This is a genomic window from Streptomyces sp. NPDC049627, from assembly GCF_044465645.1.
In the GTDB taxonomy this organism is placed as follows: Bacteria; Actinomycetota; Actinomycetes; order Streptomycetales; family Streptomycetaceae; genus Streptomyces.
On sequence record NZ_JBITLW010000015.1, the window covers coordinates 98,825 to 124,778 of the forward strand.

At 70.2% G+C, this 25,954-nt stretch carries 26 protein-coding genes; 10 read left to right on the forward strand and 16 right to left on the reverse strand.

The window, feature by feature from the left end; genetic code table 11:
• Positions 1-64 precede the first annotated feature (64 nt).
• A complete protein-coding gene (locus tag ACIBU0_RS35095) occupies positions 65-844 on the forward strand; it encodes an alpha/beta fold hydrolase (protein ID WP_398826808.1) in 780 nt (259 codons plus the stop codon).
• 52 nt (positions 845-896) lie between these two features.
• On the opposite strand, the gene ACIBU0_RS35100 is transcribed toward ACIBU0_RS35095, so the two are convergent.
• Complete coding sequence (locus ACIBU0_RS35100) at positions 897-1,616, reverse strand: lipoprotein (RefSeq protein ID WP_398826810.1); 720 nt, start codon at positions 1,614-1,616, stop codon at positions 897-899.
• A 104-nt stretch (positions 1,617-1,720) separates the two neighbouring features.
• Between ACIBU0_RS35100 and ACIBU0_RS35105 the strand changes: the two genes are divergently transcribed.
• Positions 1,721-2,488 carry a maleylpyruvate isomerase family mycothiol-dependent enzyme gene (locus ACIBU0_RS35105; RefSeq protein ID WP_398826812.1) on the forward strand — a complete coding sequence of 256 codons (768 nt, stop codon included), beginning with the start codon at positions 1,721-1,723 and terminating at the stop codon, positions 2,486-2,488.
• A gap of 239 nt (positions 2,489-2,727) precedes the next feature.
• Here ACIBU0_RS35105 and ACIBU0_RS35110 read toward each other — a convergent pair whose 3' ends face one another.
• Complete coding sequence (locus ACIBU0_RS35110; RefSeq protein ID WP_398826814.1) at positions 2,728-3,165, reverse strand: hypothetical protein; 438 nt, start codon at positions 3,163-3,165, stop codon at positions 2,728-2,730.
• 245 nt (positions 3,166-3,410) lie between these two features.
• On the opposite strand from ACIBU0_RS35110, the gene ACIBU0_RS35115 reads away from it, so the two are divergent.
• Both ACIBU0_RS35115 and ACIBU0_RS35120 read left to right on the forward strand, forming a co-directional pair.
• Positions 3,411-3,773: a hypothetical protein gene (locus tag ACIBU0_RS35115; protein WP_398826816.1), complete on the forward strand. Its 363-nt coding sequence runs from the start codon at positions 3,411-3,413 to the stop codon at positions 3,771-3,773.
• A gap of 142 nt (positions 3,774-3,915) precedes the next feature.
• Positions 3,916-5,223: a chloride channel protein gene (locus ACIBU0_RS35120; protein ID WP_398827107.1), complete on the forward strand. Its 1,308-nt coding sequence runs from the start codon at positions 3,916-3,918 to the stop codon at positions 5,221-5,223.
• On the opposite strand, the gene ACIBU0_RS35125 is transcribed toward ACIBU0_RS35120, so the two are convergent.
• From ACIBU0_RS35125 to ACIBU0_RS35140, 4 genes are read right to left on the reverse strand one after another with little or no spacing between them, the layout of a single operon-like run.
• Positions 5,171-6,994 (reverse strand): glycoside hydrolase family 15 protein, encoded by a 1,824-nt coding sequence (locus ACIBU0_RS35125; protein WP_398826818.1) that lies wholly within the window; start codon positions 6,992-6,994, stop codon positions 5,171-5,173. The two genes, ACIBU0_RS35120 and ACIBU0_RS35125, sit on opposite strands and share 53 nt — an antisense overlap.
• 12 nt (positions 6,995-7,006) lie before the next feature.
• Complete coding sequence (locus ACIBU0_RS35130; RefSeq protein ID WP_398826820.1) at positions 7,007-7,945, reverse strand: DUF2252 family protein; 939 nt, start codon at positions 7,943-7,945, stop codon at positions 7,007-7,009.
• On the reverse strand, positions 7,942-9,522 hold the full coding sequence (locus ACIBU0_RS35135; RefSeq protein WP_398826822.1) for a GMC oxidoreductase: 1,581 nt from the start codon (positions 9,520-9,522) through the stop codon (positions 7,942-7,944). The genes ACIBU0_RS35130 and ACIBU0_RS35135 overlap by 4 nt, the downstream gene beginning before the upstream one ends.
• Before the next feature lie 55 nt (positions 9,523-9,577).
• Positions 9,578-10,519 carry a YhjD/YihY/BrkB family envelope integrity protein gene (locus ACIBU0_RS35140; RefSeq protein WP_398826824.1) on the reverse strand — a complete coding sequence of 314 codons (942 nt, stop codon included), beginning with the start codon at positions 10,517-10,519 and terminating at the stop codon, positions 9,578-9,580.
• Positions 10,520-10,718: 199 nt separating this feature from the next.
• Here ACIBU0_RS35140 and ACIBU0_RS35145 point away from each other — a divergent pair, with 199 nt between their 5' ends.
• Entirely contained in the window at positions 10,719-11,363 is a 645-nt protein-coding gene (locus tag ACIBU0_RS35145) for a GAP family protein (RefSeq protein ID WP_398826826.1), read from the forward strand.
• 19 nt (positions 11,364-11,382) lie between these two features.
• Here the strand turns inward: ACIBU0_RS35145 and ACIBU0_RS35150 are convergent, their stop codons facing one another.
• Entirely contained in the window at positions 11,383-12,318 is a 936-nt protein-coding gene (locus ACIBU0_RS35150) for a cyclase family protein (RefSeq protein ID WP_398826828.1), read from the reverse strand.
• A 127-nt stretch (positions 12,319-12,445) separates the two neighbouring features.
• Between ACIBU0_RS35150 and ACIBU0_RS35155 the strand changes: the two genes are divergently transcribed.
• On the forward strand, positions 12,446-13,414 hold the full coding sequence (locus ACIBU0_RS35155; RefSeq protein WP_398826830.1) for a DUF389 domain-containing protein: 969 nt from the start codon (positions 12,446-12,448) through the stop codon (positions 13,412-13,414).
• Here ACIBU0_RS35155 and ACIBU0_RS35160 read toward each other — a convergent pair.
• Positions 13,406-13,582 (reverse strand): hypothetical protein, encoded by a 177-nt coding sequence (locus ACIBU0_RS35160; RefSeq protein WP_398826831.1) that lies wholly within the window; start codon positions 13,580-13,582, stop codon positions 13,406-13,408. The genes ACIBU0_RS35155 and ACIBU0_RS35160 overlap by 9 nt on opposite strands.
• 293 nt (positions 13,583-13,875) lie before the next feature.
• Here ACIBU0_RS35160 and ACIBU0_RS35165 point away from each other — a divergent pair, with 293 nt between their 5' ends.
• Both ACIBU0_RS35165 and ACIBU0_RS35170 read left to right on the forward strand, forming a co-directional pair.
• The gene (locus ACIBU0_RS35165; protein WP_398827109.1) at positions 13,876-14,298 is read left to right on the forward strand and encodes a DUF6325 family protein; all 423 of its coding nucleotides are present in this window, start codon (positions 13,876-13,878) and stop codon (positions 14,296-14,298) included.
• A gap of 180 nt (positions 14,299-14,478) precedes the next feature.
• Positions 14,479-16,227 carry a cation:proton antiporter gene (locus tag ACIBU0_RS35170; protein WP_398826833.1) on the forward strand — a complete coding sequence of 583 codons (1,749 nt, stop codon included), beginning with the start codon at positions 14,479-14,481 and terminating at the stop codon, positions 16,225-16,227.
• A 15-nt stretch (positions 16,228-16,242) separates the two neighbouring features.
• Here ACIBU0_RS35170 and ACIBU0_RS35175 read toward each other — a convergent pair whose 3' ends face one another.
• Together ACIBU0_RS35175 and ACIBU0_RS35180 are read right to left on the reverse strand one after the other, a co-directional pair.
• Positions 16,243-16,776, reverse strand: coding sequence for a gluconokinase (locus tag ACIBU0_RS35175; RefSeq protein WP_398826835.1), 534 nt, complete (start codon positions 16,774-16,776; stop codon positions 16,243-16,245).
• 87 nt (positions 16,777-16,863) lie between these two features.
• On the reverse strand, positions 16,864-17,289 hold the full coding sequence (locus tag ACIBU0_RS35180; RefSeq protein WP_398826837.1) for a hypothetical protein: 426 nt from the start codon (positions 17,287-17,289) through the stop codon (positions 16,864-16,866).
• A 235-nt stretch (positions 17,290-17,524) separates the two neighbouring features.
• On the opposite strand from ACIBU0_RS35180, the gene ACIBU0_RS35185 reads away from it, so the two are divergent.
• A complete protein-coding gene (locus tag ACIBU0_RS35185; RefSeq protein ID WP_398826839.1) occupies positions 17,525-17,812 on the forward strand; it encodes an SHOCT domain-containing protein in 288 nt (95 codons plus the stop codon).
• A 17-nt stretch (positions 17,813-17,829) separates the two neighbouring features.
• Here the strand turns inward: ACIBU0_RS35185 and ACIBU0_RS35190 are convergent, their stop codons facing one another.
• The 4 genes from ACIBU0_RS35190 to ACIBU0_RS35205 form a co-directional block, all read right to left on the reverse strand.
• A complete protein-coding gene (locus ACIBU0_RS35190) occupies positions 17,830-18,870 on the reverse strand; it encodes a cytochrome d ubiquinol oxidase subunit II (protein ID WP_398826841.1) in 1,041 nt (346 codons plus the stop codon).
• Entirely contained in the window at positions 18,870-20,354 is a 1,485-nt protein-coding gene (locus tag ACIBU0_RS35195; RefSeq protein WP_398826843.1) for a cytochrome ubiquinol oxidase subunit I, read from the reverse strand. The genes ACIBU0_RS35190 and ACIBU0_RS35195 overlap by 1 nt, the downstream gene beginning before the upstream one ends.
• Before the next feature lie 83 nt (positions 20,355-20,437).
• Positions 20,438-21,778 (reverse strand): NAD(P)/FAD-dependent oxidoreductase, encoded by a 1,341-nt coding sequence (locus ACIBU0_RS35200; RefSeq protein ID WP_398826845.1) that lies wholly within the window; start codon positions 21,776-21,778, stop codon positions 20,438-20,440.
• A 6-nt stretch (positions 21,779-21,784) separates the two neighbouring features.
• Positions 21,785-22,615 carry an SDR family oxidoreductase gene (locus ACIBU0_RS35205; RefSeq protein ID WP_398827111.1) on the reverse strand — a complete coding sequence of 277 codons (831 nt, stop codon included), beginning with the start codon at positions 22,613-22,615 and terminating at the stop codon, positions 21,785-21,787.
• A 473-nt stretch (positions 22,616-23,088) separates the two neighbouring features.
• Between ACIBU0_RS35205 and ACIBU0_RS35210 the strand changes: the two genes are divergently transcribed.
• On the forward strand, positions 23,089-23,727 hold the full coding sequence (locus ACIBU0_RS35210; RefSeq protein ID WP_398826847.1) for a class I SAM-dependent methyltransferase: 639 nt from the start codon (positions 23,089-23,091) through the stop codon (positions 23,725-23,727).
• A gap of 6 nt (positions 23,728-23,733) precedes the next feature.
• Here ACIBU0_RS35210 and ACIBU0_RS35215 read toward each other — a convergent pair whose 3' ends face one another.
• Positions 23,734-25,317: a glycerol-3-phosphate dehydrogenase/oxidase gene (locus tag ACIBU0_RS35215; protein ID WP_398826849.1), complete on the reverse strand. Its 1,584-nt coding sequence runs from the start codon at positions 25,315-25,317 to the stop codon at positions 23,734-23,736.
• Positions 25,314-25,913 carry a TetR/AcrR family transcriptional regulator gene (locus ACIBU0_RS35220; RefSeq protein WP_398826851.1) on the reverse strand — a complete coding sequence of 200 codons (600 nt, stop codon included), beginning with the start codon at positions 25,911-25,913 and terminating at the stop codon, positions 25,314-25,316. The genes ACIBU0_RS35215 and ACIBU0_RS35220 overlap by 4 nt, the downstream gene beginning before the upstream one ends.
• Positions 25,914-25,954: the final 41 nt, after the last annotated feature.

Genomic DNA, 25,954 nt, shown 5'->3' on the forward strand with positions numbered 1-25,954 from the left:
GAAGCCTGTGCGGCCGGTTACCCTACCCGGCAGTAACCAGAAACTGCAGCCCAGGAGGCAGGCCATGCCGCAGCTCGAAGTCGACGGCGCAGCGCTGACGTATGACGACGAGGGCCCGCGCGACGGCGACGGTGTGCCCCTGGTGTTCGTCCACGGCTGGACGGCGAACCGGCACCGCTGGGACCACCAGGTGGCCCACTTCTCCGAGAAGCGGCGGGTCGTCCGGCTCGACCTGCGCGGGCACGGCGAGAGCAGCGGGGCGGGAGTGGGCACGATCGACGCCCTGGCGAAGGACGTCCTCGCCCTCCTCGACCACCTGAAGATCGAGCGGTTCGTGATCATCGGCCACTCGATGGGCGGCATGATCGCCCAGACCATCACCCTCGCCCACCCGGAGCGGGTCGAGCGCATGGTGCTGGTCAACTCCATCGGCAGGATGGCCTACAGCCGGGGCCGCGCCCTGCTGATGGCCGCCTCGACACTCGCCCCCTTCAAGCTGTTCGTCGCCGCCAACATCCAGCGCGCCTTCGCCCCCGGATACCCGCGTGAGGAGATCCGCGAGTACATCCGCGCCTCCGGCGACACGCCCCGAGAAGTGGTCATGACGCTGTACGGCGCCATGCGCGCCTTCGATGTGCTGGACAGGGTCGGGCAGATCCAGACACCCACCCTGATGGTGCACGGTTACCACGACATCCAGCTGCCCGTCGCCCAGATGCTGAGGATGGCCAAGGCCTACCCGGACGCGGTGATCCGCATCCTGGACGCCGGCCACGAACTGCCGGTGGAGAAGCCCGCCGAACTGACGACGGCACTGGACCGGTTCCTCACCGAGCGCGGGTAGGGTCCTTGTCCGGCGCGGCACTCGGCCGGTCCGCGCCGGACGCGCCCCTCGCTCAGGCCGTGGCGCGCAGGGTCCGCTTGGCGAGTTCGTACGCCGGCAGCATCTGCCGGTGCTCCTCGGTGTCCATCCCGCCGAGATGTATGACGACCGGGCCCTTCTCGGTGGTGACGGCCAGGGCGGACTCCTCCTTCGTCTCCTCCAGCAGTTCGCTCGTGTACAGGTAGGTGACCTCGACTCCGGAGAGTCCGCCCGCCGTGAACGGGCTGTACTGGGCCTTGCTCGTGTTCTTCTCCGCCGCGACGAAGGCCTCCAGCACGCCGCGTGCGTCGTCCTCGCCGGCCTCGCCCGTCCAGATGCGGAGAAAGCCGATGTTCCCCGCCGGCTTGGCGTCGACCTCACAGGCGGCCGTGACCGGCCCCTGGTGCAGGAGTGCGTCGGCGACCTCCTGGGCCAGCTCGCTCTCCTCGGAACCGGCGGAGCCGCCACCGCTGCCGGCGGCCTTCTCCTGCGCCTCCCCGGCGTCGACGGCCTCCGCCTCCCAGTACTCGGCGATGTCGAAGGTGACCGGCAGCTCGCAGGCGGAGCCGGCGGCGCCGATGGTGCCGCCGCTCTTCACCGCCGTATCGCCGGCACTCGCCGCCCCCGACGAAGCGGGAGCGCTCGCCGACGGCTTCGCGTCGTCCTCCGCCGCCCCCGAACAGCCCGTCAACACCCCGGCCAGCAACGCCACTTGGGCCAGCCGACGCCGCACCTGCCCTGCCCCCACCAGCATCGTGATCTCTCCCCACCCGGTCCTGCTTCTGATCTTGCTCAGACGGCACACAGTATCCGAGCCCACTGACAGAGCGGATCCGCGCCCTGCGGCATCATGAGGCGATGACCTCGCTGACCTTCGACCGCTACTGCGACGAGATCGTCACCCAGACCGAACGGCTCACCGCTCACGTACGGGACGCGGACACGACCGCGCCGGTGCCCTCCTGCCCCGGCTGGAATCTCGGCCAGCTGCTGCGGCACGTGGGAGGCGACCACCGATGGGCCCAGGAGGTCGTACGGACCGGGGACGCCCGACCGTTCCCCGAGGACCTGTCCGCCTACACCCACGAGAAGGAGTCCGTCCTCACTCCGTGGCTCACCGAGGGCGCCGCGTCCCTGAGCGCCGCCCTCCGCTCCGCCGGCCCCGACGCACGCGTGTGGACTCCGGCCGACGACCGGGATTCCGCGTCGTTCTGGGCCCGGCGCATGACCTACGAGACGGCTGTGCACCGGGCCGACGCGGCACTCGTCACCGGCGCGGAGTTCACGCTCGACGACGACCTCGCCGCCGACGCGGTGCAGGAATGGCTGGAGTTCTCGACCGTCTCCGAGGCGTTCGCACCCCGCCCGGACCTGCCCGGCCTGCTCGGCCCCGACCGCACGCTCGGCTTCCGCACGACCGACGGCGGAGCATGGTTCGTCGATCTCACCGGCGACCGCCCGGCCTGGCGCCCCGGCTCCGGCGACGCCACCGTCGCCGTACACGGTCCGGTCACGGACCTGCTGCTGTTCCTCTACCGGCGCCCTGCCCCCGCGGTCCAGGTGCAGGGCGACACGGCGCTGCTCGACCTCTGGCTGACCCGCACGGGTTTCTGGCTGGAGGCGTGACACCGGGGAGCCCAGCTGCCCGACCCGGCTGCTGCTCCAGCCCCACCACGAGGGTGGTCGGCCTGCCCGGCACATCGCACTGCGCTTCGGAGCGGATCGAGATGACGCCCTGGCACGGGGAGCGGGGACGGATCGCGCTGGGGGGCGGGCGCATGTGAACTTCTCATCCGGCCTGCGGTTGTCGTGCTGCCGACCCCGGCTGTTCGCAATCGGCACGCCTCAGGCCGGTGCCTCAGTTGTCAGACCCGTACCGCCGGGATGTGCCGAGGTTCGGCGACCAGCCCGAAGATGACGAGCACGGACAGGGCCATGGTGACGACCGACCACCACGGGAACGCGGACAGGAACATCAGCTGGCCCACCAGGCAGGCCGAGGCCAGCACGATCCCGGTGATCCGTGCCGCCCGCGACCCCACGAGCACGCCCACGCCTGCCAGGAGCTGGGCGATGCCGATGACGATCCAGATCCAGCCCCAGGCGTCGTAGTTGAAGATGAGGAGGCGTTGGCCGTGGTCGTAGGTCGTTTCGTAGTAGCCGTTGTCCAGCAGGGCGACGAAGCCGTTGGTGATGTCGAACAGGCCGCTCAGAAACAGCAGGATCCCTGCGAAGGCCACCCAGTGCGATTGCTCCAGCGGTGGCTTGTGGTCGTCTTCCGGGGCGGAGGGCTCGGGCTGCATGCCTCCACTTCACTGGGGGGCCCGAGGCGCCGCAACAGATGATGGGCCGCTGGGCTGAGGTCTGACGGCGCCCGTTCACACGCGTTCAGAAGCGTCCTCTTCCGCTCGAACGCCTCCGGCGTACCGACCGGCGATCTGTATGACAGCGTCAGACATTCGGCCGGGCAAACGCCCCCAACTGTGACAGCACCCGCTGGTGACAGAGATCCGGCCCAAGAAGAACGCTCCCGGCCGACAGCGAGCACATGAGCGACATCGTCCAAGCCATTGCCGGACTCCGCTCGGGAGCGAGGGTGTCTTGGCGGTCTGTCGGTGTGAGACCAGACAGCGGCCTGGTCGAGCACGGCCATACGTGCCCGGGTGTGGTAGCGCTTGGTGCCGTCGATGACCAGGTCGGTGACGCCCACTGCCTGGCCGTCGGGTCCGGTCAGCGCGAACGACGACGCCACCCGGACGTGATCCCTGCCGGGGTCGGCAGGGGTGCGTCCATGAACCTCGAGGTCGGGCAGGAAATCGCCGAGCCGGTGCCCGAGCAACCGGGCGTTGGGAACCCCGTGGAGGCGTTCCAGCGCGGGATTGGCGGCGGTGTGGGTGTCGGCAATCAGTGACGGATTGCTTAGCATTCTTCTGCTGTGAGCCGAATAGTCTGTTATGCCAGGATCTCAGGAGAGTCCCATCGCCGGCCCGAAATCAGATGCGGCCGTGTCCGCGCCGGGGAATCAGCCCCAGGAGGCCGACCAGCTGCAGAACATGCTGCGCCGACCCGAGTACCGCAAAGCGCTGGTGTTCTGCGGGCTGATCGGTGTTCCGGTGTCGCTGATCGCGTTCTGGTTCCTCGTGGCGATGCACGAGCTGGAACAGCTGGTCTGGATCGACTGGCCAAGGGATCTGGGCTGGAAGCAGGCCCCTTGGTGGTGGGGGTTCCCGCTGCTGCTGGTGGCCGGTGTGGCCGTCGGCCTGGTCGTCACGCGGCTACCGGGTCTGGGCGGTCACATCCCGGCGGCCGGCCTGCACTCGGGCGGGATCACGAAGAACTCGCTGCCCGGCGTTGTCCTCGCCGCTCTGTTCAGCCTGCCGCTGGGCGCCGTGCTGGGCCCCGAAGCGCCCCTGATGGCGCTGGGCACCGGCCTCGCCCTGCTCTTCGCGAGTTTCGTACGGGCACCCCAGACTCCGGCGAGCACGGCACTGCTCGGCGCGGCCGGCGCCGCGTCGGCCATCTCGGCGCTTCTAGGGAATCCGGTCGTGGGCGCGGTGCTCCTGATGGAGGTGGCCGGAGTGGGCGGGCCACAGCTCTTCGCGGTGATGCTGCCCGCCCTGCTGTCCAGCGGAATCGGGGCGCTGGTGTTCACCGGTTTCGGCCGCTGGACCGGCTTGCAGACCGGGAGCTTGAACATCGGTCTGCCCAAGCCGCCGCTGCTAGACGCCGGGGATGTCCTGTGGGCGCTGCTGATGGCGCCGGCCATCGCGCTCCTCATCCACGGCGCCTTCGTGGGCGGGCGGTTCGTGGCCGGCTTTGTCTCGTCACGGACGGTGCGCAACACCACCGTCTGCGCACTCGGGGCGGCGGGCTGCATCGCGCTCGACACCGTCACCACGGGCCGTTCGCCGGCCGACGTCGCCTTGTCCGGGCAGGCCACCCTCGCCCGGCTGGCCTCCGATCCGCACGCCTGGTCCGTGGGCGCGCTCACCGCGGTGCTGGTGTTCAAGGCCATCGCCTACACACTCTGCCTGGGAAGCCTGCGAGGCGGGCCCGTCTTCCCCGCGCTGTTCCTCGGCGGGGCGACCGGCGCGCTGCTGGCGCCCCTGCCCGGTTTCGGCCTGGTGCCGGCCATGGCCGCCGGGATGGCGGCGTCGGCCACCGCGGCCCTGCGGCTGCCCGTCAGCAGCGTGGTGCTGGTCGTCCTCCTGCTGGGCAACGTGGACACGGTTCCGGTCGTGGTGCTGGCGGTGGTCGTGTCCTTCGTTTTGGTCGAACTGTTGCCGCAGGGCCCGCGGATCCCGGCTTTCAGCGAGTCACCAGCCGGTCGAGCGCCTCGTCGAGAGTCGTCGCGGCCATGATGAGTGACAGGTGGGTGAAGGCCTGCGGGAAGTTGCCCAGCTGTTCGCCGCTGGGGCCGATCTCCTCCGCGAACAGCCCCACATGGTTTGCGTACGTCTGCATCTTCTCGAACGTGTAGCGGGCCTGCGGGAGACGGCCGGCCCGCGCGAGGGCGTCGACGTACAGGAACGTGCAGAGGCTGAACGTTCCCTCCGAACCTCGCAGCCCGTCGGGGGAGGCCGCGGGGTCGTAGCGGTAGACCAGGCTGTCGGAGACGAGCCGATGGTCCATGGCGTCGAGGGTGGACAGCCAGCCCGGGCTCTTCGGGGCGATGAAACCCACCCGAGGGGCGACCAGGAGCGAGGCGTCCAGGACATCGCCGCCGTAGTGCTGGACCAGTGCCTGTTCCTTCTGGCTCCAGCCGCGCTCCATGACCTCCTCCAGGATCGTGTCGCGGGCCCGGGTCCAGAGCTGGGTGTCGGCGGGCCGTCTGAACTCCTCGGCAAGCTTCAGGCAGTTGTCGAAGGCCGCCCAGCACATGACGCGGCTGTAGGTGAAGTCCTTCCGTCCGCCGCGGGTCTCCCAAATGCCCTCGTCCGGCCGGTCCCAATGGTCCGCGAGCCAGTCCATCAGCCGCGCGAGTCCCTTCCAGCCGTGGTAGCCCGCCTGCTGGCCGATCTCCTCCATGCCCTCGGACATGGCGTACAGGACCTCGCCGTAGATGTCGAGCTGCAACTGGTCGGCGGCGCCGTTGCCGACCCGCACCGGGCTGGAGCCGCGGTAGCCCTCGAAGTGGTCGAGGATCTCCTCCGTCAGATGAGGGTCCCCGTCGACCCGGTACATGATCTGCAGTGGCTCCCCGTCCATTCCCTCACGGTCCCGCAGCCGCTCGCCGAGCCAGCGGACGAACTGGCCGGCCTCCTCGACGAAGCCCAGATCGAGCAGCGCCCGGACCGACAGGGAGCCGTCCCGCACCCACGTGTACCGGTAGTCCCAGTTGCGCTCGCCGCCGACCTGCTCGGGCAGGCCCATCGTCGCGGCGGCGACCGGGGCCCCGGTCGGCGCGTAGGTGAGCAGTTTGAGGGTGATGGCCGAGCGGTTCACCATGTCCGGCCAGCGGCCGTGGTAGCGGGAGGTACGCACCCAGCGCTGCCAGAACTCGATCTCGCTCCACATTGCCTCGATGGTCGTGTCGACGGTCGGCGGCGGCGGTGCCGCACCGTCCGGGCCGCATACGGTGAACAGGGCCACGGCATCCTGCCCCGCCTCGAGCGTGACCGAGCCCCGGACGTCCCGGCCGTCCCGCTCCACCGGGAAGGTGACCTGCAGGTACGCGGTCGTACCCGGAGCCCGGAAGGTGGCCGTCCGGTCGGTCATGTCGAGTTCGTGCTCGGCCCGCGCGTAGTCGAAGCGCGGGCGGCACTCCAGGGTGAAGCGCACGGTACCGCGCACCGTGCGGACGATGCGGACCATCGTGTGCCGGTCGGACGGTGTCCGCGACTGGATGACCGGCATGTGGTCGATGACCTCACCGACCCCGTCCGGAGACATGAAGCGGGTCACGACGACGGCGGCGTCGGGATAGTAGAGCTGTCGGCGCGTCACCTCGGAGGAATCGGGCGCGAACAGGAAGTGTCCGCCACCGTCGTGGTCCAGCAGGGACGCGAAGATGCTGGGTGAGTCGAAGCGCGGTGCCGCGAACCAGTCGACCACGCCCTCGGAGGTCACCAGGGCAGCGGTCTGCAGGTCCCCGATCAGTCCGTGGTCGGCGATGGGCGGGTAGCGTTCCATTGCAGTCTCCCTTCAGGCCGCTTCGGCGGGGACACCTCCCGCCCGGATGGCATCGATCAGGGCCTGGTGGTCCTTCTCGTTCTGGCCCGCGTACAACTCGGCGAACGTCGCCACCGCGCGGTCGAAGACGTCACCGCAGCCCAGGTACGACATGGTTCCGGCCACGGCGATGCCCTTCCAGTCCCGCAGCTGCCGTACGTAGAAGTCCCGGCGCCGGCCGTCGATGCCCTGAGTGCGTTCCCAGCCCAGGAAGATGTCGCTGGTGGCCTGCATCAGCCGCTGGCCGGCAACGACGCGTTCGCCCTGGGGGAGGAAGGCGGCAGCGCCCGCGTAGGGCGCCTGCACCGGCTCGTCGGCCTCTTTGGCCTGCAGGAACAGCGGGTCCTCGTCGTCCTTGCCCAGCAACAGCACGATCCAGCAGCGGGTCCCCACGCTGCCCACACCCACGAGATCCTCCAGCCGTACCAGGAGCGGCGGGTCGGGGGCGATCCGGCGCTTTCTGTCGACGACGCGGGTGAGTTTGTCGAAGACCTGCAGCGTGTCATGCGCGCGAGCCCGCTCCCGGGCACGCTCCCAGCGGTCGCGGTCCTTGGCGCCGAGCGCCGGGGCGAACTGCACCTGCAACTCGTCCGCTTCGGAGCGGGTGTACCAGACGTCGAGATTGCCCAGCCCCGCGAAGCTCCGCATCCGCTCGCGGTAGGGCCGCACGGCCGCCCGCACCACCGACGCCCGCTCCTTGGAGCTGAAGCCGTTCGCCCGGCCCGCGATGACCAGGCTGGCGGACAGGCGCTCGACGTCCCGCTCCCACGGGCCGGGCAACGTCTCGTCGAAGTCGTTGATGTCGAACATCAGGCGGCGTTCCGGAGAGGCCGGCAGCCGGAAGTTCAGCATGTATTCGCTCATCCGGCCGTACCGGATCGGTACGAGTTCCGGGACGCGCTTCTCGCTCATTGCAGGCGCTCCGCGATGTGGTCGCCCACACGCAGAGCGTTGGCTATGGCCGTCAGTGACGGATTGACCGCCCCGATGCTCGGGAAGAAGCTCGTGTCGACGACGTAGAGGTTGTCGAGGTCGTGGGCCTTGCAGTTGACATCGAGCGCGGAGCTTGCCGGATCGCTGCCGAAGCGGACGGTGCCCGCCTGATGTGCCGTGGCGCCGATGGGCATCCCCTTGTGCAGGTAGATGCTGTGCGACAGCAGATGGTGTTCATGCATCCCGAGGTGGCTGAGCATCCCCTGCAGCTTGTGGCGTAGGCGCTTCAGCCCGGCGATGTTGTTCTTCTCGTCCAGGGCCAGATGCACGGCGCCGTCCCGGTCGAGGGTGACGCGGTTGTCGGCCGCGGGCAGGTCCTCACCGCAGAGCCAGAAGTCGACCGCGTGGTGGGCGAGCACCTCGAAGGGCATGTCGGGGGAGACGGTCCCGGCCCAACGGGGCGCCTCCCCGTGGATCTGATCGGAGTCCGACTTGCCGAGCATCTGGATGCCGCCGAGCGGGTAGTCCCAGTCGTCGGATCCCAGGTACCAGTCGTGCAGGGCCAGCGTCTTCTGGAACTTGGTGTCGTTCGGTTCCTTGGACACCGCCATGAGCGCCAGGTTGTTGTGCCGCATGTAATAACGGCCCACCACACCCGAGCTGTTGGCCAGGCCGTCCGGGTGCCGGTCGTCGGCCGAACGCAGCAGGAGGACGGCGGAGTTGACCGCCCCGCAGGCGACGACCACGATGTCGGCGCTGAACTCCGCGGCAGAGCCGTCCTGCAGAGCCGCGACGACCGAGGCGACGCTCCGGCCGGCCGGGTCCGCGACGAGACGACGGACCTCGGCGCCGGTGACCAACTCGACATTGTCGTACCGCAGAGCGGGGTCGACGCAGATGACCTGGGCGTCGGACTTCGCGCCCACCAGGCAGGGGAAGCCGTCGACGCGGTCACAGCGGATGCACACGCTGTCGTGGATCGCCCGCCCCTGGTCGTCCTGTGTGAGGTTCACCCCGATCGGGAGATGGAACGGGTGCAGCCCCCGCTTCTCCAGGTCGTCGCTCAACTGCTGGATGCGCGGCTCGTGTTGGACCGGCTCGTAGGCGTACTGCGCGCTCGTGGGCCCCTCGGTGGGATCCTCGCCGTGCCGGCCGTGCACCAGGTAGAGGTGCTCGGCCTGCGTGTAGTACGGCTCCAGGTCCTCGTACCGCAGCGGCCAGGCGGGCGAGACACCGTCATGGTGGCGGAGCTCACCGAAATCCTCGGGCCGCAGCCGGAACAGCGCGGCTCCGTAGAACTTGGTGTTTCCGCCCACGTAGTAATTGACCTCTGGCGGGAATTGGTTTCCGTGTTTGTCGTACCAGAATTCCGGAGCGCGGTACCTTCCCTTGACAAAGACCGCCGTGGAATCCCAGTTGGCTCGTTCACGGGGGAGGTAGTCACCCCGTTCGAGAATGAGAATTCTTTTACCGCTGGGCGCCAGCCGATGAGCGAGAGTGCCACCGCCCGCGCCGGTTCCGATGATGATGACGTCATAGTGTTGCGCGTCGCTCATGCCGGCCGCCGTCCTCGGAGCATGCTCCGGTCCTGCCGGGGGTATTGGTGGGCTGTTATCCGTCTACAAACGTATCTCCGGACGATGCTCCCGGCGACTCGGGAGTGCCCAGGCGTTGCGCCAGAGCGGGTTCGCGTGCGATGACCGCGCCGACGGCGATGCAGAGGGTCACCACCACGCACAGTGCGATCAGCCACGACAGCAGGGTGAAAACCGCGCCCAGCGAACCGTAATTGTCGAGGCTGTGGTTGAGAGCCCTGGGGATGTACAGCTGCGCAACCGCGGTGAGGACGCTCAGGGCCGTTCCCGTCAGGAGAGCGCCCGGCAGCAACGGCAGCCACGGCACGCGGCCGGTCAGGAGCAGGTGCTGCGTCCACCACCACATGCCGACCTCGGAGACCAGCAGGAGCGGTACGCCCAGCCACAGTCCGTGGCCGAAGCCGTCCCGCAGGACCCCCTGCAGCGCGAGCATGACCAGCCACGCGGCGAGCCAGGCGAGCCAGCGCCACGCGGCCACCCGCGCACTCGCCGCCCGAAGGCTCCAGGCGCGCTGGCAGAGCCGTTGCATGGCACGGCTGCACGCGGTGGCCGAGATCAGCACCATCAGCCCGCTGACGACCCCGCTGCTCTGGCGCAGTTCGGACGTATCCCCTTGGTAGACCTTCTTCAACTCGGCGTCCGCGCTTCCGGTCAGTCCGAAGATGTCGTGCAGGGAGCTGACGAACTGGTCGCGCAGCGCTTGCGGTGCGTAGGAGGCAACCAAGAAGAGCAGCGGTACCGCCGTGAGGAACGTCTGGGCGGCCAGCCGGGTCGCGGAGTCCAGCACATTCACCGAGAGCAGGTGCGCCATGAGACGCGTGATCACCGGGAACCGCGTCTCGGCCCCGGCACGCAGCCCGAGAATCAGGGACCGGACCGAGGCGCCCCACCGGTGCCCGGGCTCCTGGCCTGTCTGCGAGGGGAGGTCGTCCTGTCCTGGTCCCGTGCCTGGCTGCATGCTGCCAGGGTGCCGTTCGCCGCGGCCGCGCGGCCCGTGGCGCGCGTGGGGCGGCAGCGCGGCGGCGGCCCAACGGGTGAAGGCGCGGCCGGTCCGTTGTCTGCCGGGCACGGAGGATTTGTGGGCTCCTGGCGGGGCGGTGACGATGAGGCCATGAGCGACTGCGCGGCGGGGCCCGTGTGGAACCACGGGGGCAGCGATGGTGCTTGACCTGATGATCATCGGCCTGGCGGTCACCGTCGATCCGCTGCCGGTGACCGCGTTCGTCCTGGTGCTGTCGGCACGTCGCGGGATCTGGAAAGGGCTGGTCTTCATCCTTGCCTGGCTGGCCTCCTTCGTGGCCGTTCTCGCCGCGGTGCTGCTCACCACCGGCGGTGAACCTCCGGCTCCCAAGTCCCCGCCCTCCACGGCCTCGCTCGCCGCCAGGATCGCCATCGGCGTGGGGCTGCTCTGGTACGCCGTGCACCGCCACCGGTCCGGCCACCGGGCCAAGCCCTCCGGCGGCATGATGACGCGGTTCGACCGGATCTCCCTGTGGACCGCGGCGGGGCTGGCGCCGCTCCTGCAGCCGTGGGGGCTCGTAGGGGCGGGAGCGGCGACGGTGGTGAACGCCGACCTGTCCCACAGCTCCTCCTACATCGCCCTGGTCGGCTACTGCCTGCTGGCCACCAGCAGCCTGCTGGCGATGGAGATCTACGCCGCGTTCGCCCCCGACTCCGCCCGCGTGCGCCTCGGACGGCTGCGCACCTGGATGCAGGCTCACCAGGACCAGGCTCTCATCGGCGGATCACTGCTGTTGGGGCTGTATCTGGTGAGCAGGAGCACCTACCAGCTGACGTCCTGAGCGCGATGCGGCCGGGGTCTTACAGGACGGCGAGCGGATTGACCGGGGAGCCGGTCGCGGAAGGCAGCCGCAGCGGCGCGATCACACACAGAAACGACCAGCGCCCTTCTCGTGCGCAGACCGGTGCGAGGTCCTCGAACCGCAGGAAGTCCAGAAGATGCAGCCCCATGGCGTGCACGGCGAGTACGTGGACAGGAAAGGCCACGCCCTGTGTGGTACTGGGTGCCGTGTCGTTGTTGCCGTCGCTCCCGAGCACCGCCACCTCCCGCTCGGCCAGGAACTCCAGGGCGAGCGGATGCAGCCCGGCCCGTGCGGAGGCAGCGTCCCACGGCCCCCGCTCCTCGCGGCGCCGCCGGTGTCCGACGCGTACGAGCAGGATGTCGCCGGGGCCCACCCGGACACCCTGCCGGGTCTCGGCGGCGGCGAGGTCCTCCGCGGTGACGTGGGAACCGGGTTCGAGCCAGGGCAGGCCGTGCAGTGCCGGGATGTCCAGCAACACCCCACGTCCCACGATGCCGTCCCGGACCAGGTCGAGTGACAGGGCGCTCGACCCGTCGGGCGAAAGGGCGTCGGCGGCCGGGACGCCGCCGTGCAGAGTGCCGTTGTGAATGACATGGCACAGGGCGTCGATGTGGCTGTTGACATCGCCGTGGACGTCCATGGCGAAGCGGTCCCTGGCGAAGTCCAGGCCTCCGCCCGGTTTCGGAACGCCGCCCGCCGGAGCGGTGAGCCGGTGCTCGGCAGGCTCCGGGTCGTCAGGCCCGGCGAGAGTGTTCACCGGGGCGGCCAGCGAGATCGTGCGACCCGAACGCACCTCGCGTACGGCGGTGAGCAACCGCTCTGAGGTGAGGGTGTCCAGGGCACCCCGCGCGGATGTGGCACCAGGAGCGGTGTTTCGCAACCGCTGGTACAGCGACCGGAAGTTGGCCTCGCTGAGCTGGTTGGACGTCGGCATGCTCCCACCATCCGGCAGACCCCCGCTTCTCGCGCGCGGAGCGGTTTTGGCAGCGGCGGCGCCGATTTGCCGGGGGCCCCGCGCCGCCGGGTTAATTGGATGAGCGCCCCGAGAACCGGAGGTTGCGATGGACATGCTGCACGTCCGGGCGGTGTCCCCGCCGGATCTCACGGAGCGGGCGATGGCCCTGCTCAGAGCCGAGCCGTGTGTCCTCAATCTCGTCCTGCACCTCGACCGCGTGCGCAACCCCGACGGCGACTCCATCGAATGCGATGTGCTGACCGGGGCCGCGAACGAAGTGCTCAGGGGCTTGCGGGGCCTGGAGCTCGAGCACCGCGGATCCATCGTCCTGGCGCCGGTCGACTTCGCCTTCTCCGACCGCGCGGCCACGGTCGGGGCGGAGCAGCTCGGGGCTCGCCTGCGAGCGCCGGTGTGGGACCAGGTGGAGGCCAGGATCCGGGCCGAAGGCCGCTATCCGCCGAGCTTCTACCTGTTCCTGGTGATCGCCGGCCTCATCGCTGCGATGGGCATCATCACGAACTCCCAGATCCTCATCGTCGCGGCGATGGTCGTCGGACCGGAGTACGGGGCGATCACCAGCGTCGCGCTCGGCATCGACCGGCGGGAGGGGCACCGGATCCGGCGAGGGCTCGGCGCCCTGCTCGTCGGGTTCCTGCTGGCCGTCGCCGCCACCCTCCTCTTCGGCCTCCTCGTCCGGGGCTTCGACCTGCAGCCGCGGGCGTTCGAGCTGGGGATCAGGCCGGTGTCGAGCCTGATCGACACGCCGAACTTCTTCTCGGTGGCGGTCGCCGTGCTGGCCGGAATCGTCGGCATCGTGTCCCTGGCGGAGGCCCGGACCAGCGCCCTGCTCGGTGTCTTCATCTCGGTCACCACCATTCCGGCGGGGGCCGACATCGGCGTCTCGTGTGCTTTCGCCAGCTGGGGCGAGGCACGGGGCTCATTGCTGCAGCTGCTCCTCAACATCGGCATCCTGATCGCCGTCGGCACCGCCGCGCTCAAATGCCAGCGGGCGATCTGGCGGCGCGTGGGCAAGCGCCGGGACGAGCGCGCGGCCTACCGGACACCATCAGGCTGACAGGGCGTCACGCGGGAGCAGAGTCAGGAACTCGCGGAGGGCGAAGGCAACCAGCACGATCACCGCCGTCCAGATCACGACCCTCATCGTCGGATGGCTCCAGCTGAACAGGACGATCGCGGCCACCGCCGGGATCACGGCCCCGATCCACCGCTTGAAGCGGCGCACGAACCGCCCCAGCGCACCCAGGCGCAGCCCCGCCGAGCGGCCACCTCTCGCCCCGCGCCCCGCCGGCTGCGATCAGGGCCAGCGCGCCCGCGTTCGTTCCCGGCGGCAGATGCGAGGCATGTCGCTGCCTGTCATGCCTTCGAGGAGATCCCTTTGAGGGGCATAGAGCGAGGTGGGAAGGTCCGGCGGGGTGACATGTGTACCGGGTGCGACGACAGGTGTCCGGTGATGCAATGGCGTTCAGGGGGCCCACGAGCACCTGAGGTGACGCCGTGAGCGAGAAGAACGACGAGATGGGACCCATCGACTACGTGGTCGTGGAGTTCCCCGGCAACCGAATGACCGGCGAGGGCTTCCCGCTGCTGGTCGATCTGGTGGACCGCGGTCTCATACGCATCCTCGACCTGGTGTTCATCAGGAAGGACGAGGACGGCTCGGTGGCCGCCCTGGAGATCGCCGATCTCACCGGTGACGGCAGGCTCGACCTCGCCGTCTTCGAAGGTGTCCACTCCGGTCTGCTGGGTCAGGACGACCTCGAGGAGGCCGCTGCCGCCGTGGAGCCCGGCAACTCCGCCGGCCTCCTGATCTACGAGAACCTGTGGGCAGCGCCCTTCGCCGCCGCCCTGCGGCGTGGCGGAGCCCAGTTGGTCGCCTCCGGGCGGCTCCCCGTACAGGACGTCCTCGCCTCGCTCGAAGCGGCCGAGGCCGCGTCGTGACGTGACGGCCGTAGAGCCGGCCGCCACCGCCGCAGACGCAGTATCGCAGCCACGGGGACCGGCCGGGCGTGAAGCCGACGCGCCTCGTCGTGCAGACGAACGTTCCCACAACGGAGCGCGTGCAGCCGGCGGCGGGCTGCAGAAGCGGGACCCGTTGGCTGACATCCGGACGGCACCGCGGTGACGACCGACCAGGTACTCACGGGCCTCGGCCTGATCGTCGTACTGGCGGTGGGCTCACAGGTGCTGGCGAGCCGACTGCGGATCCCGGCGCTGGTCGTCCTGCTGCCGGTCGGTTTCACCGCCGGCGCTCTGACCGATGACGTCAACCCCGAGCGGCTGCTGGGCAGCACCTTCTCGCCGCTGGTCTCACTGGCCGTCGCTGTCATCCTGTACGACGCGGGGCTGGGACTCGATCTGCGCCGGTTTGCCGCGCACACCCGGCGGGTCGTGCTGCGCCTGCTGTGGTTCGGTGTGCTCGTCACGTGGCTGTCGGCGGCGCTGCTCGCCATGCCACTGCTCGGTATGTCATGGAGCGCTGCGGTGATGCTCGGCGCGATCGTGGTCGTGTCCGGGCCGACGGTTGTGGGACCGCTGCTCACCTTCGTGCGCCCCACGGACCGCGTCCAGCGGATCCTCGTCTGGGAGGGGTCTTTGATCGACCCGGTGGGCGGCATCCTGGGCGCGCTGGTCTTCCACGCCGTGGTGGCCGGCGGGCGACATGGTCTCGGCAGCCAACTCGCGGCTTTCTTCACCAGCGCCGCGGTCGGCGTAGCGGGCGGTGTCCTCGGGTCGGCCGTGCTGTTCCTGATGCTGCGCAGGCTGCGACTGGCCGAGGTGCTGGGCACAACGGTGCAGCTGGCGGCGGTGGTCGGGGTCGCCGCCGCCTGCGACATCGTCCGCGACGACACCGGGCTCATCGCCGCCGTCCTGATGGGTCTGGCCATGGCGAACCTGCCTGGCGCCGACGTGCCCGCCCACAAGCCCTTCTTCGAAAGGCTCGTCCATCTGGTCATCGGGCTGTTGTTCGTCTCCATCTCGGCGACCGTCACCCCGCACTCACTGCAGCACGTCATTGTGCCGACGCTCGGGGTCGTCGCCGTCCTCGTCCTGGTGACCAGACCCGTCGCGGCGCAGGTGGCATCCCTGCGTACGGACCTGACGCGCGGGGAGCGGGGTTTCCTCGGGTGGATGGCGCCACGCGGCATCGTGGCCGCTTCCACCGCCTCCACATTCTCGATGTCGCTTGTCGACGAGGGGATCGGTGGCGCTTCGATGATTCTGCCCGCCACGTTCGTGGTGATCGTGGCGACGGTCACGCTGTACGGGCTGACCGCTGCGCCCATGGCGCGACGGCTGCACGTGGTGCGCTCGGCACGCTCCCGGCCACTCTTGGTGGGCGGCGCTCCCTGGGTGGTCGATCTGGGGCAGGCGCTGCGGTCGGCGGGGCTGGAGGTCCTCATGTGGGCAGGGCGTGAAGAGGAGCGGGAGAGGATCGGAGCCGCCCGCCTGGAACTCGCCCGCGGCGAACTGTTCGCGGCAGCCACCGGCGCCGGTGCGGAGCTGGAAGGTCTCACCGGGATCCTGCTGCTCACCGAGGAGGACGACTTCAACGCCCTGGCCGCCACGAATCTTGCCGGCTTCGAGGGCACGGTCCACCGCCTGAGGCCACCCATGGACAGCGAAGGCGTCTTCGCCCCGTACTCGGATGGCGACGTGCTCTTCGGAGCGGCACTGACCGGAGCCGAGCTGGCTCGCCGCTACGACCGAGGTGCCCGTGTCCTGACGCGCCGCGTGAGGGGCCCTCTCCCCGTCGGCACCGATCTGCTCTTCCTGGTGCGTGGCGACGGCCGGCTGCTCCCTGTCACGCGCGCGGCCGTACCGACACCGCAGGACGGGGACGTGGCGGTGCTGCTGGGAGGAGGATGATGACGGCTCAGCTCCTCAGGACGCTGTACGGCCGTCGAAGTGCGCGACGGCGGCACGGGCCCGCGAGAGGGTGACGTGAAGGTCCCCCGCTGCGTCGATGGTGGCGCCGGGCTCGTCCGGCTCCAGCGGCTCCAGGTCGTCGAACTGAGAGTCGACGAGCGCGGCGGGCATGAAGTGCCCGGTGCGCCCCGCGACGCGGCCCCGGGCGATGTCCCGGTTCACGGCCAGGTACAGGCACCACACCTCGGTCGCGGCGGACCGGAGCTCGTCACGGTAGCGGCGCTTGAGCGCCGAGCAGGCCACGACCAGCCCCCGGCCGGACTCGGCGCACTCACGGATGTGGTCGGCCAGGATGCGCAGCCACGGTTCGCGATCCACGTCGTCCAGGGCATGCCCGGCGCGCATCTTCGCTACGTTGCGGGCGGGATGGACCGCGTCGCCCTCCAGGAACGGCAGGCCGAGTCCGTCGGCGATCGCAGCGCCGACCGTGGACTTCCCGGAGCCCGACACGCCGAGCACCACGACGATCGAGCGGGGGCGTCCGGGCACGGTGCCGCGCGGCCCATGTCCGCCTCGGTGAACGGCCGGTCGCATGCCGTCGTCACTTGACCCGGTCACGGGACCAGCCCCATGCGTCTAGGCTGCGGCGTCGGTGCCCGTACGGGCGCACAGGGCCCAGATGACGAAGCCGTCCACGACCATCAGCGTGATGGCCCAGAACGGGTACCAAGGGAGCCACGCGAAGTTGGCGAGCATCGACAGCCCTGCCACGGTGACGCCGACGATGCGGGCCCACAGCGTCCCACTGAACAGCGCGAAACCAGCCAACGTCACCACGATGCCGAGGACGAGGTGCATCCAGCCCCAGCCGGTGAGGCTCCACTGGAAGGTGTAATTACGGGTCGTGACCAACAGGTCGTCGTCAGCTATGGCGGCTATTCCTTCGAATATCGCCATGATGCCACCGAAGATCAGCATGATCGCGGCGAATGTCGTCCAGCCGGATACAGCCATTCCCCTGCCGGTGGCGGTTCGCTGCATTCCCGCGTTGTGCGTAGCCATTTCGAGCTCCTCTTGGCCGGGTCGGGTCGCCGGACGAAACGGCCGGAGACCGACACACTTCCAGGCTGCCACGAGTCGGAGTGTCCGGCAGATCGGCGGGAACGCACGTCGGGCTGCGATCCTGCCGAGATGCGGCAGAACCCGAGCAATGGTGCGATGGGGGTGCGAACCGTGCCGGCAGCGGGGTTTCCGGTTCGGTGAGTCGTTCATCGATTCCGAGTGGGAAAGGATCGCCATGCCCGGTCTTCTTCGCGGAATCGCCCGCACAGCTGTCGTCGCGGGGACGGCGACCGCCGTCTCCAACGGCGTGACGCGCCGTCAGCAGGGCGGATGGGCCGCCCAGCAGGGGTACCAGGAATCTCAACCGCAGCCCGTCTACTCTGCGCAGCCACAGCGATCCGCAGCGCCGGCCGATGACATGGCCAGAACGCTCGATCAACTCAAACAGCTCGGCGAACTCAAGTCGCAAGGCGTCATCAGCGAAACCGAGTTCGAGGAGCAGAAGCGCAGGCTCCTCGGCTGACTGGGGGAGGGCGCTCTCTACAGGTTGTCCCCGCGTGCTTTGGCGGCCTTGGTGTCGGCGTCGGTGAGCGGCTGCAGTTCTCCCTGCGTGTCGAGCCGGTAGAGCAGGACCAGCGCCGGACCCACCAGCACGATCGCGATGACCGTGACGATGGCCAGCCAACGCAGGGTGTGAGCGGCGCCTGCGGCCTCACTCACCGTCAGAGACGTGGGCAGCAGGTAGGGCCGTTGTGCGAAGCCCCAGGCACCGACGGTCAGGGCGACGCTCGCCACCGAGGTGTAGCGGGACCAGCCGTAGGACCGGCGCAGCAGAAGCAACACCGTGGCCAGACCGCAGACTCCGGCCAAGATGATCAGGAGCAGCCCCAGGCCCCCGGTGAGGCCCTCCCAGACGTAGCGGGCGTCGTCGTGGGTGACGGGCAGGCCGATGAGTGCGAGGACGACGACGGCGGCGAAGGCGACCAGCGCCCGCAGGCGGAAGTAGTCGACAAGGTCGTCCGCACCGAACCGCCGGGCGTCGGAGCAGAGGAAGACCGCCCCGAGGAACGCGGTGGCGGCGATGGCCAGCAGACCCGCGAGGACGGACGTCGAGTTGGCCCAGGCTTCCGCCGAGGCGGTGGTGCCGAGCGCGATCCGACCGGAGGCGATCCCGCCGAGCACCGCCCCGAGGAAGAACGGGGTGAGCAGCGAGGAGACGGCGAACACGGCGCCGTAGACCCGCCGTTGGGCCAGTCGGCGGGACTGCTTGCGCAGCGCGAATCCGGCACCGCGGAGCACCAGGCCGACGGCAGCGAGGGCGAGCGGCAGCCACAGCGCGGCGAAGACTGCCTGGAACATGGTGGGGAAGCCGGTCCACATGATGACCAGAAGGAAGATCAACCAGACGTTGTTGACCTCCCAGACCGGCGCCATGGCGTGGTCGATCAGCCAGCGGGGCCGCTTACCGCGCTCCGCACCTCCGGCCAGGAGGTCCCAGAAGCCCGCACCGTAGTCGGTGCCTCCGGCGCAGGCGTACGCGGCGATCGCGAGCACCATCACCCAGGCGATGAGATCGGCCATCACGACGCACCGCCAGGGGTGCGGTCGGATCCGCCCGTGAGCGCGGCGGCGCCGACTGCGGGCTCGGGCTCGCTTCTTGGCCCATAGGGGGTGTCGGTCTCCGGGGGCAGTTCGGCCCGCTCGGCGGCCAAGCCCTCGTCGGCGATGCGCCAGCGGGTGCGCATCTTCAGGACGACCGCGAGAAACGCGCCGAAGACGGCCACGTACACGACCATGACGATGCCGAGCATCGCCCACAGCGATCCGGCGCGGGTCGTGGTCACCGCCTCCGAAACCCTCATCTGGTTGTAGACGATCCAGGGCTGGCGGCCGACCTCCGTGGTGATCCAGCCGCACTCCACGGTGACCAGGCACGCGACTCCCGCGAGTGCGGCGCAGCGGAAGAACCAGCGGCTGCCGGGGTTGTCCCGATGCCGCCACCAGGACCAGGCGTACCAGAGCGCGAGCAGGATCAGCACGCTGCCGATGGTGACCATGATGTCGAAGGCCCAGTGGGCGATGGTGGCCTGGACGGCCGTGGGCCGGTCGGCGGCCGGCACCGAGGTCAGCCCGGTCACCTGGGTGCTGGGCTTGAAGCCGGCGAGGATCGAGTCCAGCTGGGGGATCTTGAGTCCGCCGGAGATCGTCCCGTCGCTGTTCAGTCGTCCGAACATGTACTCGGGTACGTGGGTGTCGGTCTTCCAGACGATCTCCATAGCGGCGAACTTGACCGGCTGCTTGTGGAAGACGGCGCGAGCGGCAGAGTCACCGATCATGAACTGGATCGGTGTGAGGATGGCCGCAACGGTGAACGGCAGCGTGAAGCCGAGCCGGTGGTAGCGGTCGCGGCGCCCGCGCAGCCAGCCGACCGCGTACACGCCGGCGACCACATAGCCGGCGGTCATGAACATCGCGACCACGAAGTGCCAGTACTCCGGGCCGAACATCGGTGTGAAGACCGCCTGTTGCACGTCGACGTCGACAGGATTGCCCTGGGCGTCCAGGCGGAACCCCTGCGGTGTGTTCATCCACGCATTGGCCGCGATGATGCCGAACGCCCCCATCAGGGCGGTCAGCGGCAAAGGTACGCCCAGCCAGAAGTGCGTCCAGGGCTTGAGCCGGCGCCAGCCGTAGAGATAGATCGCGATCAGGACGGCTTCCAGGAAGAACGCCCATGCCTCGACGCCGAACCCGAGGCCGAAGACATCACCCCAGTGGCCCATCATGCCGGGCCACAGCAGGCCGAACTCGAAGGACAGCACTGTGCCGGTGACGATGCCGATGGCGAACTGGACCGCCATCACCGCCGACCAGCGTCGGGCGAGCAGGTGGGCGACGGCGTCGTCGCGGCGCAGGGCCCGGTAGTGCATCAGCAAGGTGATGAAGGGAAGCGCCACGCCGAAGGGGACCAGCAGGATGTGCGAGGCCAGAGTGAAGGCCATCAGCTCGCGAGCCGGCAGGAGTTGTGGCGGAGTGTTCGCCAGGTGGACCGCTGTGCTGAGCATGTGCGCCTCGATGGTCTGACCCGCATGCGGGGTGGGGCTGAGGAGGGACAGGTGGCGAGGGCCGGAGGGACGGCCCGGTGTCGTCAGGAAGGAGGCGAGGGTGCCTTGGATCCGCGGTCGCGGCCGACGGCCGCGTCGGCATCGGACATGGTGAAGGCGCGCTCGCGTCGTGAGCCGGAGGCGAAGACGACGGACCAGCTGAGCACCGCCCCCAGCCTGCTGCGGAATCCGGTGAGGAACGCCAGATGGATGAAGAGCCAGGCCAGCCAGCCGGTGAAGCCCGACAGATGCAGTGGACCGGCCTTGACGACGGCCCGGCCGCGGCAGAGGTAGGCGGCGCTCCCGAGATCCCAGTACTTGAAGGGTTTCGGCTGCTTCGTCCTGCCCTCCAGGGCGTGGCGCACGGCGCGGCCCGCGTATGCGCCCGTCTGCATCGCGACCTCGGCCAGCCCCGGGAGCCGGTTCAGGCTCATGACGTCGCCCGTCACCCGGATCTCCGGATGGCCGGGGATGGTCAGGTCGGGTTCGACGGCGATGCGTCCGGCCCGGTCCTGGGTGGCACCGGTGGCCCGGGCCAGCGCGGCGGCGATGGGCGGCGCCTCGACGCCCGCCGTCCACAGCACGGTGCGTGCCTCGAACCGGGTAGTGGTGCCGTCCCGGTCTTGCACTGCCAGGCCGTGCGCATCGACATCGGTGACCTTCGTGCCCAGGTGGAGCTCGACCCCGAGGCTGCGCAGCGTTCGGGCCGCACGGTCGGCCAAGGGGCCACCGAAGGCGCCCAGCACTTGGTCGGACCCTTCGAAGAGCAGCACCCGGGCCCGCGCGGGGTCGATCGTGTGGAACTCCCGGTCGAGGGTGTGGCCGGCGATCTCCCGGATCTGTCCGGCGAGTTCGACACCGGTCGGCCCGCCGCCCACCAAGGCGAAAGTGAGCCACTGCTGCTGTTCCTCGGCGCTTGCGGCCGTTTCGGCCATCTCGAACGCCTGGTAGACCCGGCGACGGATGTCCAGGGCATCGTTCAGGGTCTTCATGCCGGGTGCGTGCGCGGCGAACTCGTCGTGCCCGAAGTAGGACTGGCGCATGCCGACCGCGACGATCAGATCGTCGTAGGGCAGTGTGAGGGCTTCTCCGTCGGGTCGCCTGGCGTGCACCAGGCGGGCGTCGACATCCACGTCGGTGGCCTCGGCGAGCAGGCAGCTCACGCGGTGGTGCCGTCCCAGGACCGCGCGCAGCGGTTGCGCGATCTGTCCCTCCGACAGGATTCCGGCAGCGCACTGGTAGAGCAGCGGCTGGAAGAGGTGGTGGGAGCGACGGTCGACCAAGGTCACCGCCACCGGTGAACGCCGCAGGGCACGGGCGGCGAACAGCCCGGCGAACCCCCCACCGAGGATCACCACCCGACGGGGTGTGACATGGTCCTCCACCGGCTCTCAGCCTCCAGTGGCGAAGCCGGGAAAGAGCGTCATCCCGCCGTCGACGAAGAGGGTGCTGCCCACGACGTAGTCGAGCAGGTCGGATGCCACGGCGACGACGGCGTTGGCGATATCGTCCGGGTCGCCCACGCGGCGGTACGGGATCAGCTTGAGGAGCTCGGACTCGGCCTCGGGGGTCGACCAGGCGTCGCGGTTGATCGGCGTGCGGATGGCGCCGGGCGCCACCGCGTTGACCCTGATCCCCTGGGGGGCCAGCTCTTGGGCGAGGGTCTGCATCAGCATGCCCACGCCGCCCTTGGACGAGGCGTAGTTGACGTGACCGGACCAAGGGACGATCTGGTGGACCGAGCTCATGCAGATGATCTTCCCGGCCGCCCGGGAAACCTCCGGAACGACACCACGCCGCACGAACTCTTTGGCGGCCTCCCGCGCACAAAGGAACTGTCCGGTCAGGTTGACGTCGATGACCTTCTGCCACTGTGCGAGCGTCATCTCCGTGACAGCCGAGTCCCGTTGAAGGCCGGCGTTGGCCACCATGATGTCGATGGTGCCGAACTCCTTCACCATCCGCGCGACCATGGCGACCACTTGGTCCTCGTCGGACACATCGGCCTCGTGGGCATAGGCGCGGACTCCGAAGTCCTCGATCTGGGCCACGACCTTCTCGGCCTCGTCCGCCCCGACGACGTAGTTCACCACGACGTCCGCTCCGGCCCGGCCCAGGGCAATCGCAGTCGCCTTGCCGATACCCGAGTTGGCACCGGTCACGAGGGCCTTCTGGCCCCTGAGAAGCTGCGCGTACACCGGCCCGCGGTCCTCGTCGACCATTCCTGCCACGACGATCTCTCCTTCGATGATTCGATCGCGCGCCCACTGTCCGGCCTACCGACGGACATGCCGCCGGGAACGGGCGACGCGTATGAGGAACTGGCGAGCGTCGACCGGCCCAGCGGGGCGGGCACGGAAGCAGTGGCATGCCTGGCCCGACGAAAGCACCCGGCCCTGGCGACGGGACGCCCGGCGCGCCACGCGCGCGCATTTCGGCCCGGCTTGCCACCCAGCCGGTCTACAGGTTGCCCCGCCCCTCGTCTTCATTCGAGGTCATCACAGGTCGCCCGCCGCATGCCGCCGCGCCCGAACGCTGCGCCGTTGGAACGGCCCGAACCCTCGGCCCCGGTGTTGCCGAACCGGCAACATCCTTTGGCTCTCTCCGAGGCGCCGCGCAGGCTTGGGCACCGTGGACCGGGCGACCCCGCGCACGTCCGGTTCCCTTCCCGACCGCTGCGCATCCAGGAGGCGCCATGACCGAGACCCCCGCCCTGAGGGCCGACGAGTTCTGGGAGGCCCGCTACCGGGACGGCGGCCGTGTGTGGAGCGGCCGCCCCAACGCACTGCTCGTGCGCGAGGCCGGCGACCTCGTGCCGGGCAGCGCGCTCGACCTGGGCTGCGGCGAAGGGGCCGACGCGGTGTGGCTCGCCTCGCGCGGCTGGCGGACCACCGGCGTCGACATCTCGCCCACGGCTCTGGAACGTGCCGCCCGGCACGCCGTCGAGGCGGGCGTGAGCGACCGGACGGTCTGGGAGCGCCACGTGCTGGGAGAGACGTTCCCGGCAGGCTCCTTCGACCTGGTGAACGCGCAGTACCTGCAGTCGCCGGTCGCACTGGACCAGCAGCGAATCCTGCGGCGGGCCGCGGCGGCCGTCGCCGCGGGCGGAACCCTCCTGATCGTCATGCACGCGGGCTGGCCGTCGTGGCAGAGCGAGCCGCCCTTCGAGGCGGAGTTCCCGACCCTGCGGGGTGTTCTCGACGAGCTCGCCCTGCCGCAGGCCGACTGGACCGTGGAGACGCTGGAGACGGTCCGCAGGGTGAACGTGTCGCCGGAAGGCGTGGAGGGCTTCCGGGACGACCATGTGTGGCGGATCCGGCGCAGCGACGCCTGACGGCAGTCAGCCCTGCTGGGCCAGTGCCTCTCCCAGCACCTCGTGTACTGCGTCCAGCGCCGCCGCGCGGTCGGCCGGTACCAGCCCGATACGGGTACGCCGGTCCAGCAGATCGGACTCGTCCAGCGCGCCCTCGTGGCGCACGGCCCACAGCAGTTCGGCGGCGGTGACGGGGTGGCCCGGCAGTACGGGTTCGCCGAGCCGGGGATCGTGCGCGGTGAGCGCCTGGACGGCCGGTGCCTCGGTGCCGTAGCGCTGGACGAGGCGGCGCGGTGCCCGGACGGAGCCGAGCACGTCGGGTGCGGCGGCGCCGACGAGGGGGAGGGAGGCGGTCGGGGAGGGGCCGGCGGTGAGCCGGTGGGTGGCGACGGCGGCGTCGACGGCGTCCTCGGCCATGCGCCGGTAGGTCGTGAGCTTGCCGCCGACCACGGTGATCACGCCGTCCGGCGAGGTGAGGACCGCGTGCCGGCGCGAGATGTCGGCGGTCCTGGGCGCCGCCCCGGAGTGCGCGGCCGGTGTCGTGTCGAGCAGGGGGCGCAGCCCGGCGAACGCGCCGACGACGTCGTCGCGTTGGACCGGGACGTCGAGGACGGAGCCGAGGACGTCGAGGAGGAAGCCGATGTCCGTCTCGGGGACCTCCGGAACGTCGGGGATGTCGCCCTCGACGGGTTCGTCGGTGAGCCCGACATAGACCCGGCCGTCACCCTGGGGCAGGACGAGGACGAAGCGGTTGGTCTCGCCGGGGACCGGGACGTGCAGCCCCGCGGGCAGAGGGCCGAGGTGGTCGGAGCGCAGGACGAGGTGGGTGCCGCGTGAGGGGCGGATGCGGATGCCGTCCACCAGGCCGCCCGCCCAGACGCCGGACGCGTTGATCACGGCGCGGGCCCTGATCTCGCCCTCCTCGCCGGTGAGTTCGTCACGGACGCGGGCGCCGGACGCGGTGAGCTCCAGTGCCCTGACCCGGGTGAGGATCCGTGCCCCGTGGGCGGCGGCGGTGCGGGCGATCGCGGTGACCAGGCGGGCGTCGTCGGTGAGCCGGCCGTCCCAGGACAGCAGGCCGCCGCGCAGGCCCTGGGTGCGCAGCGCGGGGGCGAGGTGCCGGGTCTCCACCGTGGAGAGCCGGCGCGGCGCGGGCAGGGTGGCGCGGGCCGTGCGGGCCGCCACCCGCAGGGCGTCGCCGGCCCGGAAGCCGGCCCAGGCCAGCGTGGACTGACCGCGGGAGACCAGGGGAGTGAGGGGCAGCACGAAGGGCTGGGCGCGCACCAGATGCGGTGCCGTGCGCTCCATCAGTACCCCGCGCTCGACCGCGCTCTCGTGGGCCACGTCGAGTTGGGCCGAGGCGAGATAGCGCAGCCCGCCGTGGATGAGCTTGCTGCTGAAGCGGGACGTGCCGAAGGCCAGGTCATGGGCGTCGACGGCGGCCACCGTCAGGCCTCGGGCCGCGGCGTCCAGGGCGGCCCCGGCGCCGGTCGCGCCCAGCCCGACGACCAGGACGTCCACGGCCGGACCGCCGACGGTCCCGGTCAGCTCGCGCGAGCGGCGGGCGGCGGACAGCGAGGAGCCGGGAAACGGGGGAGTGGCAGTGCTCATGGGGTGAGGGTCCTCTCCAGGATGCTGCGCAGTTCCGCCAGGAAGGCCTCGCTGCTCAGGTCGGGGTCGTCCTCGTCGGTCATCGTCCGCAGGGACAGCGTGAAGGACTGCACGGTCAGCAGCAGGGCCCGCGCCTGCCGCTCGACATGGCCGGCGCGCACCGACCCGTCGGCGTGGCCCTCGCGCAGGGCGTCGGCCAGCAGGGCGAGGAGGGCCTCCTGGCTCGCGCCGCGGCGGTCGAGGACGTAGGGCAGGAGCAGTTCCGGATCGACGTCGACGATCTTCTGGAAGAGCGGGTGGGCGCGGAAGGCCTCCACCCCGGCCACGAGCCCGTCGACGATCAGGCCGCGTGCGTCCGCCCCGGGCCGCCGCTCGGGCATGGCCCCGGTGGCCACCGCGACCCACTCCCGGGTCATCAAGTCCCCCACGAGGGAGCGCACATCGGGCCATCGCCGGTACAGCGTCATCCGGGAGACACCCGCACGGCGGGCCACGTCGGTCAGCGTCGTACGGCGGACACCGACGGCCAGGACACAGTCGCGCACCGCGTCGAGCACCGCATCGCTGTCCGAGTGGTTGTGACGAATAGGCGTCATGTGTCACAGTGTAACGCCTGCGGGGCCGTCCGGGACACGGC

Excerpts from the sequence above, each read along its gene's own strand:
- ACIBU0_RS35150 (WP_398826828.1), bottom strand. The coding sequence starts at position 12,318 with ATGCCGACGTCCAACCAGCTCAGCGAGGCCAACTTCCGGTCGCTGTAC.
- ACIBU0_RS35220 (WP_398826851.1), bottom strand. The coding sequence starts at position 25,913 with ATGACGCCTATTCGTCACAACCACTCGGACAGCGATGCGGTGCTCGAC.
- ACIBU0_RS35130 (WP_398826820.1), bottom strand. The coding sequence starts at position 7,945 with ATGAGCGAGAAGCGCGTCCCGGAACTCGTACCGATCCGGTACGGCCGG.
- ACIBU0_RS35195 (WP_398826843.1), bottom strand. The coding sequence starts at position 20,354 with ATGCTCAGCACAGCGGTCCACCTGGCGAACACTCCGCCACAACTCCTG.
- ACIBU0_RS35185 (WP_398826839.1), top strand. The coding sequence starts at position 17,525 with ATGCCCGGTCTTCTTCGCGGAATCGCCCGCACAGCTGTCGTCGCGGGG.
- ACIBU0_RS35165 (WP_398827109.1), top strand. The coding sequence starts at position 13,876 with ATGGGACCCATCGACTACGTGGTCGTGGAGTTCCCCGGCAACCGAATG.
- ACIBU0_RS35205 (WP_398827111.1), bottom strand. The coding sequence starts at position 22,615 with ATGGTCGACGAGGACCGCGGGCCGGTGTACGCGCAGCTTCTCAGGGGC.
- ACIBU0_RS35125 (WP_398826818.1), bottom strand. The coding sequence starts at position 6,994 with ATGGAACGCTACCCGCCCATCGCCGACCACGGACTGATCGGGGACCTG.
- ACIBU0_RS35155 (WP_398826830.1), top strand. The coding sequence starts at position 12,446 with ATGGACATGCTGCACGTCCGGGCGGTGTCCCCGCCGGATCTCACGGAG.
- ACIBU0_RS35190 (WP_398826841.1), bottom strand. The coding sequence starts at position 18,870 with ATGGCCGATCTCATCGCCTGGGTGATGGTGCTCGCGATCGCCGCGTAC.
- ACIBU0_RS35100 (WP_398826810.1), bottom strand. The coding sequence starts at position 1,616 with ATGCTGGTGGGGGCAGGGCAGGTGCGGCGTCGGCTGGCCCAAGTGGCG.
- ACIBU0_RS35180 (WP_398826837.1), bottom strand. The coding sequence starts at position 17,289 with ATGGCTACGCACAACGCGGGAATGCAGCGAACCGCCACCGGCAGGGGA.
- ACIBU0_RS35215 (WP_398826849.1), bottom strand. The coding sequence starts at position 25,317 with ATGAGCACTGCCACTCCCCCGTTTCCCGGCTCCTCGCTGTCCGCCGCC.
- ACIBU0_RS35110 (WP_398826814.1), bottom strand. The coding sequence starts at position 3,165 with ATGCAGCCCGAGCCCTCCGCCCCGGAAGACGACCACAAGCCACCGCTG.
- ACIBU0_RS35115 (WP_398826816.1), top strand. The coding sequence starts at position 3,411 with ATGAGCGACATCGTCCAAGCCATTGCCGGACTCCGCTCGGGAGCGAGG.
- ACIBU0_RS35145 (WP_398826826.1), top strand. The coding sequence starts at position 10,719 with ATGGTGCTTGACCTGATGATCATCGGCCTGGCGGTCACCGTCGATCCG.
- ACIBU0_RS35105 (WP_398826812.1), top strand. The coding sequence starts at position 1,721 with ATGACCTCGCTGACCTTCGACCGCTACTGCGACGAGATCGTCACCCAG.
- ACIBU0_RS35120 (WP_398827107.1), top strand. The coding sequence starts at position 3,916 with ATGCTGCGCCGACCCGAGTACCGCAAAGCGCTGGTGTTCTGCGGGCTG.
- ACIBU0_RS35210 (WP_398826847.1), top strand. The coding sequence starts at position 23,089 with ATGACCGAGACCCCCGCCCTGAGGGCCGACGAGTTCTGGGAGGCCCGC.
- ACIBU0_RS35095 (WP_398826808.1), top strand. The coding sequence starts at position 65 with ATGCCGCAGCTCGAAGTCGACGGCGCAGCGCTGACGTATGACGACGAG.
- ACIBU0_RS35140 (WP_398826824.1), bottom strand. The coding sequence starts at position 10,519 with ATGCAGCCAGGCACGGGACCAGGACAGGACGACCTCCCCTCGCAGACA.
- ACIBU0_RS35135 (WP_398826822.1), bottom strand. The coding sequence starts at position 9,522 with ATGAGCGACGCGCAACACTATGACGTCATCATCATCGGAACCGGCGCG.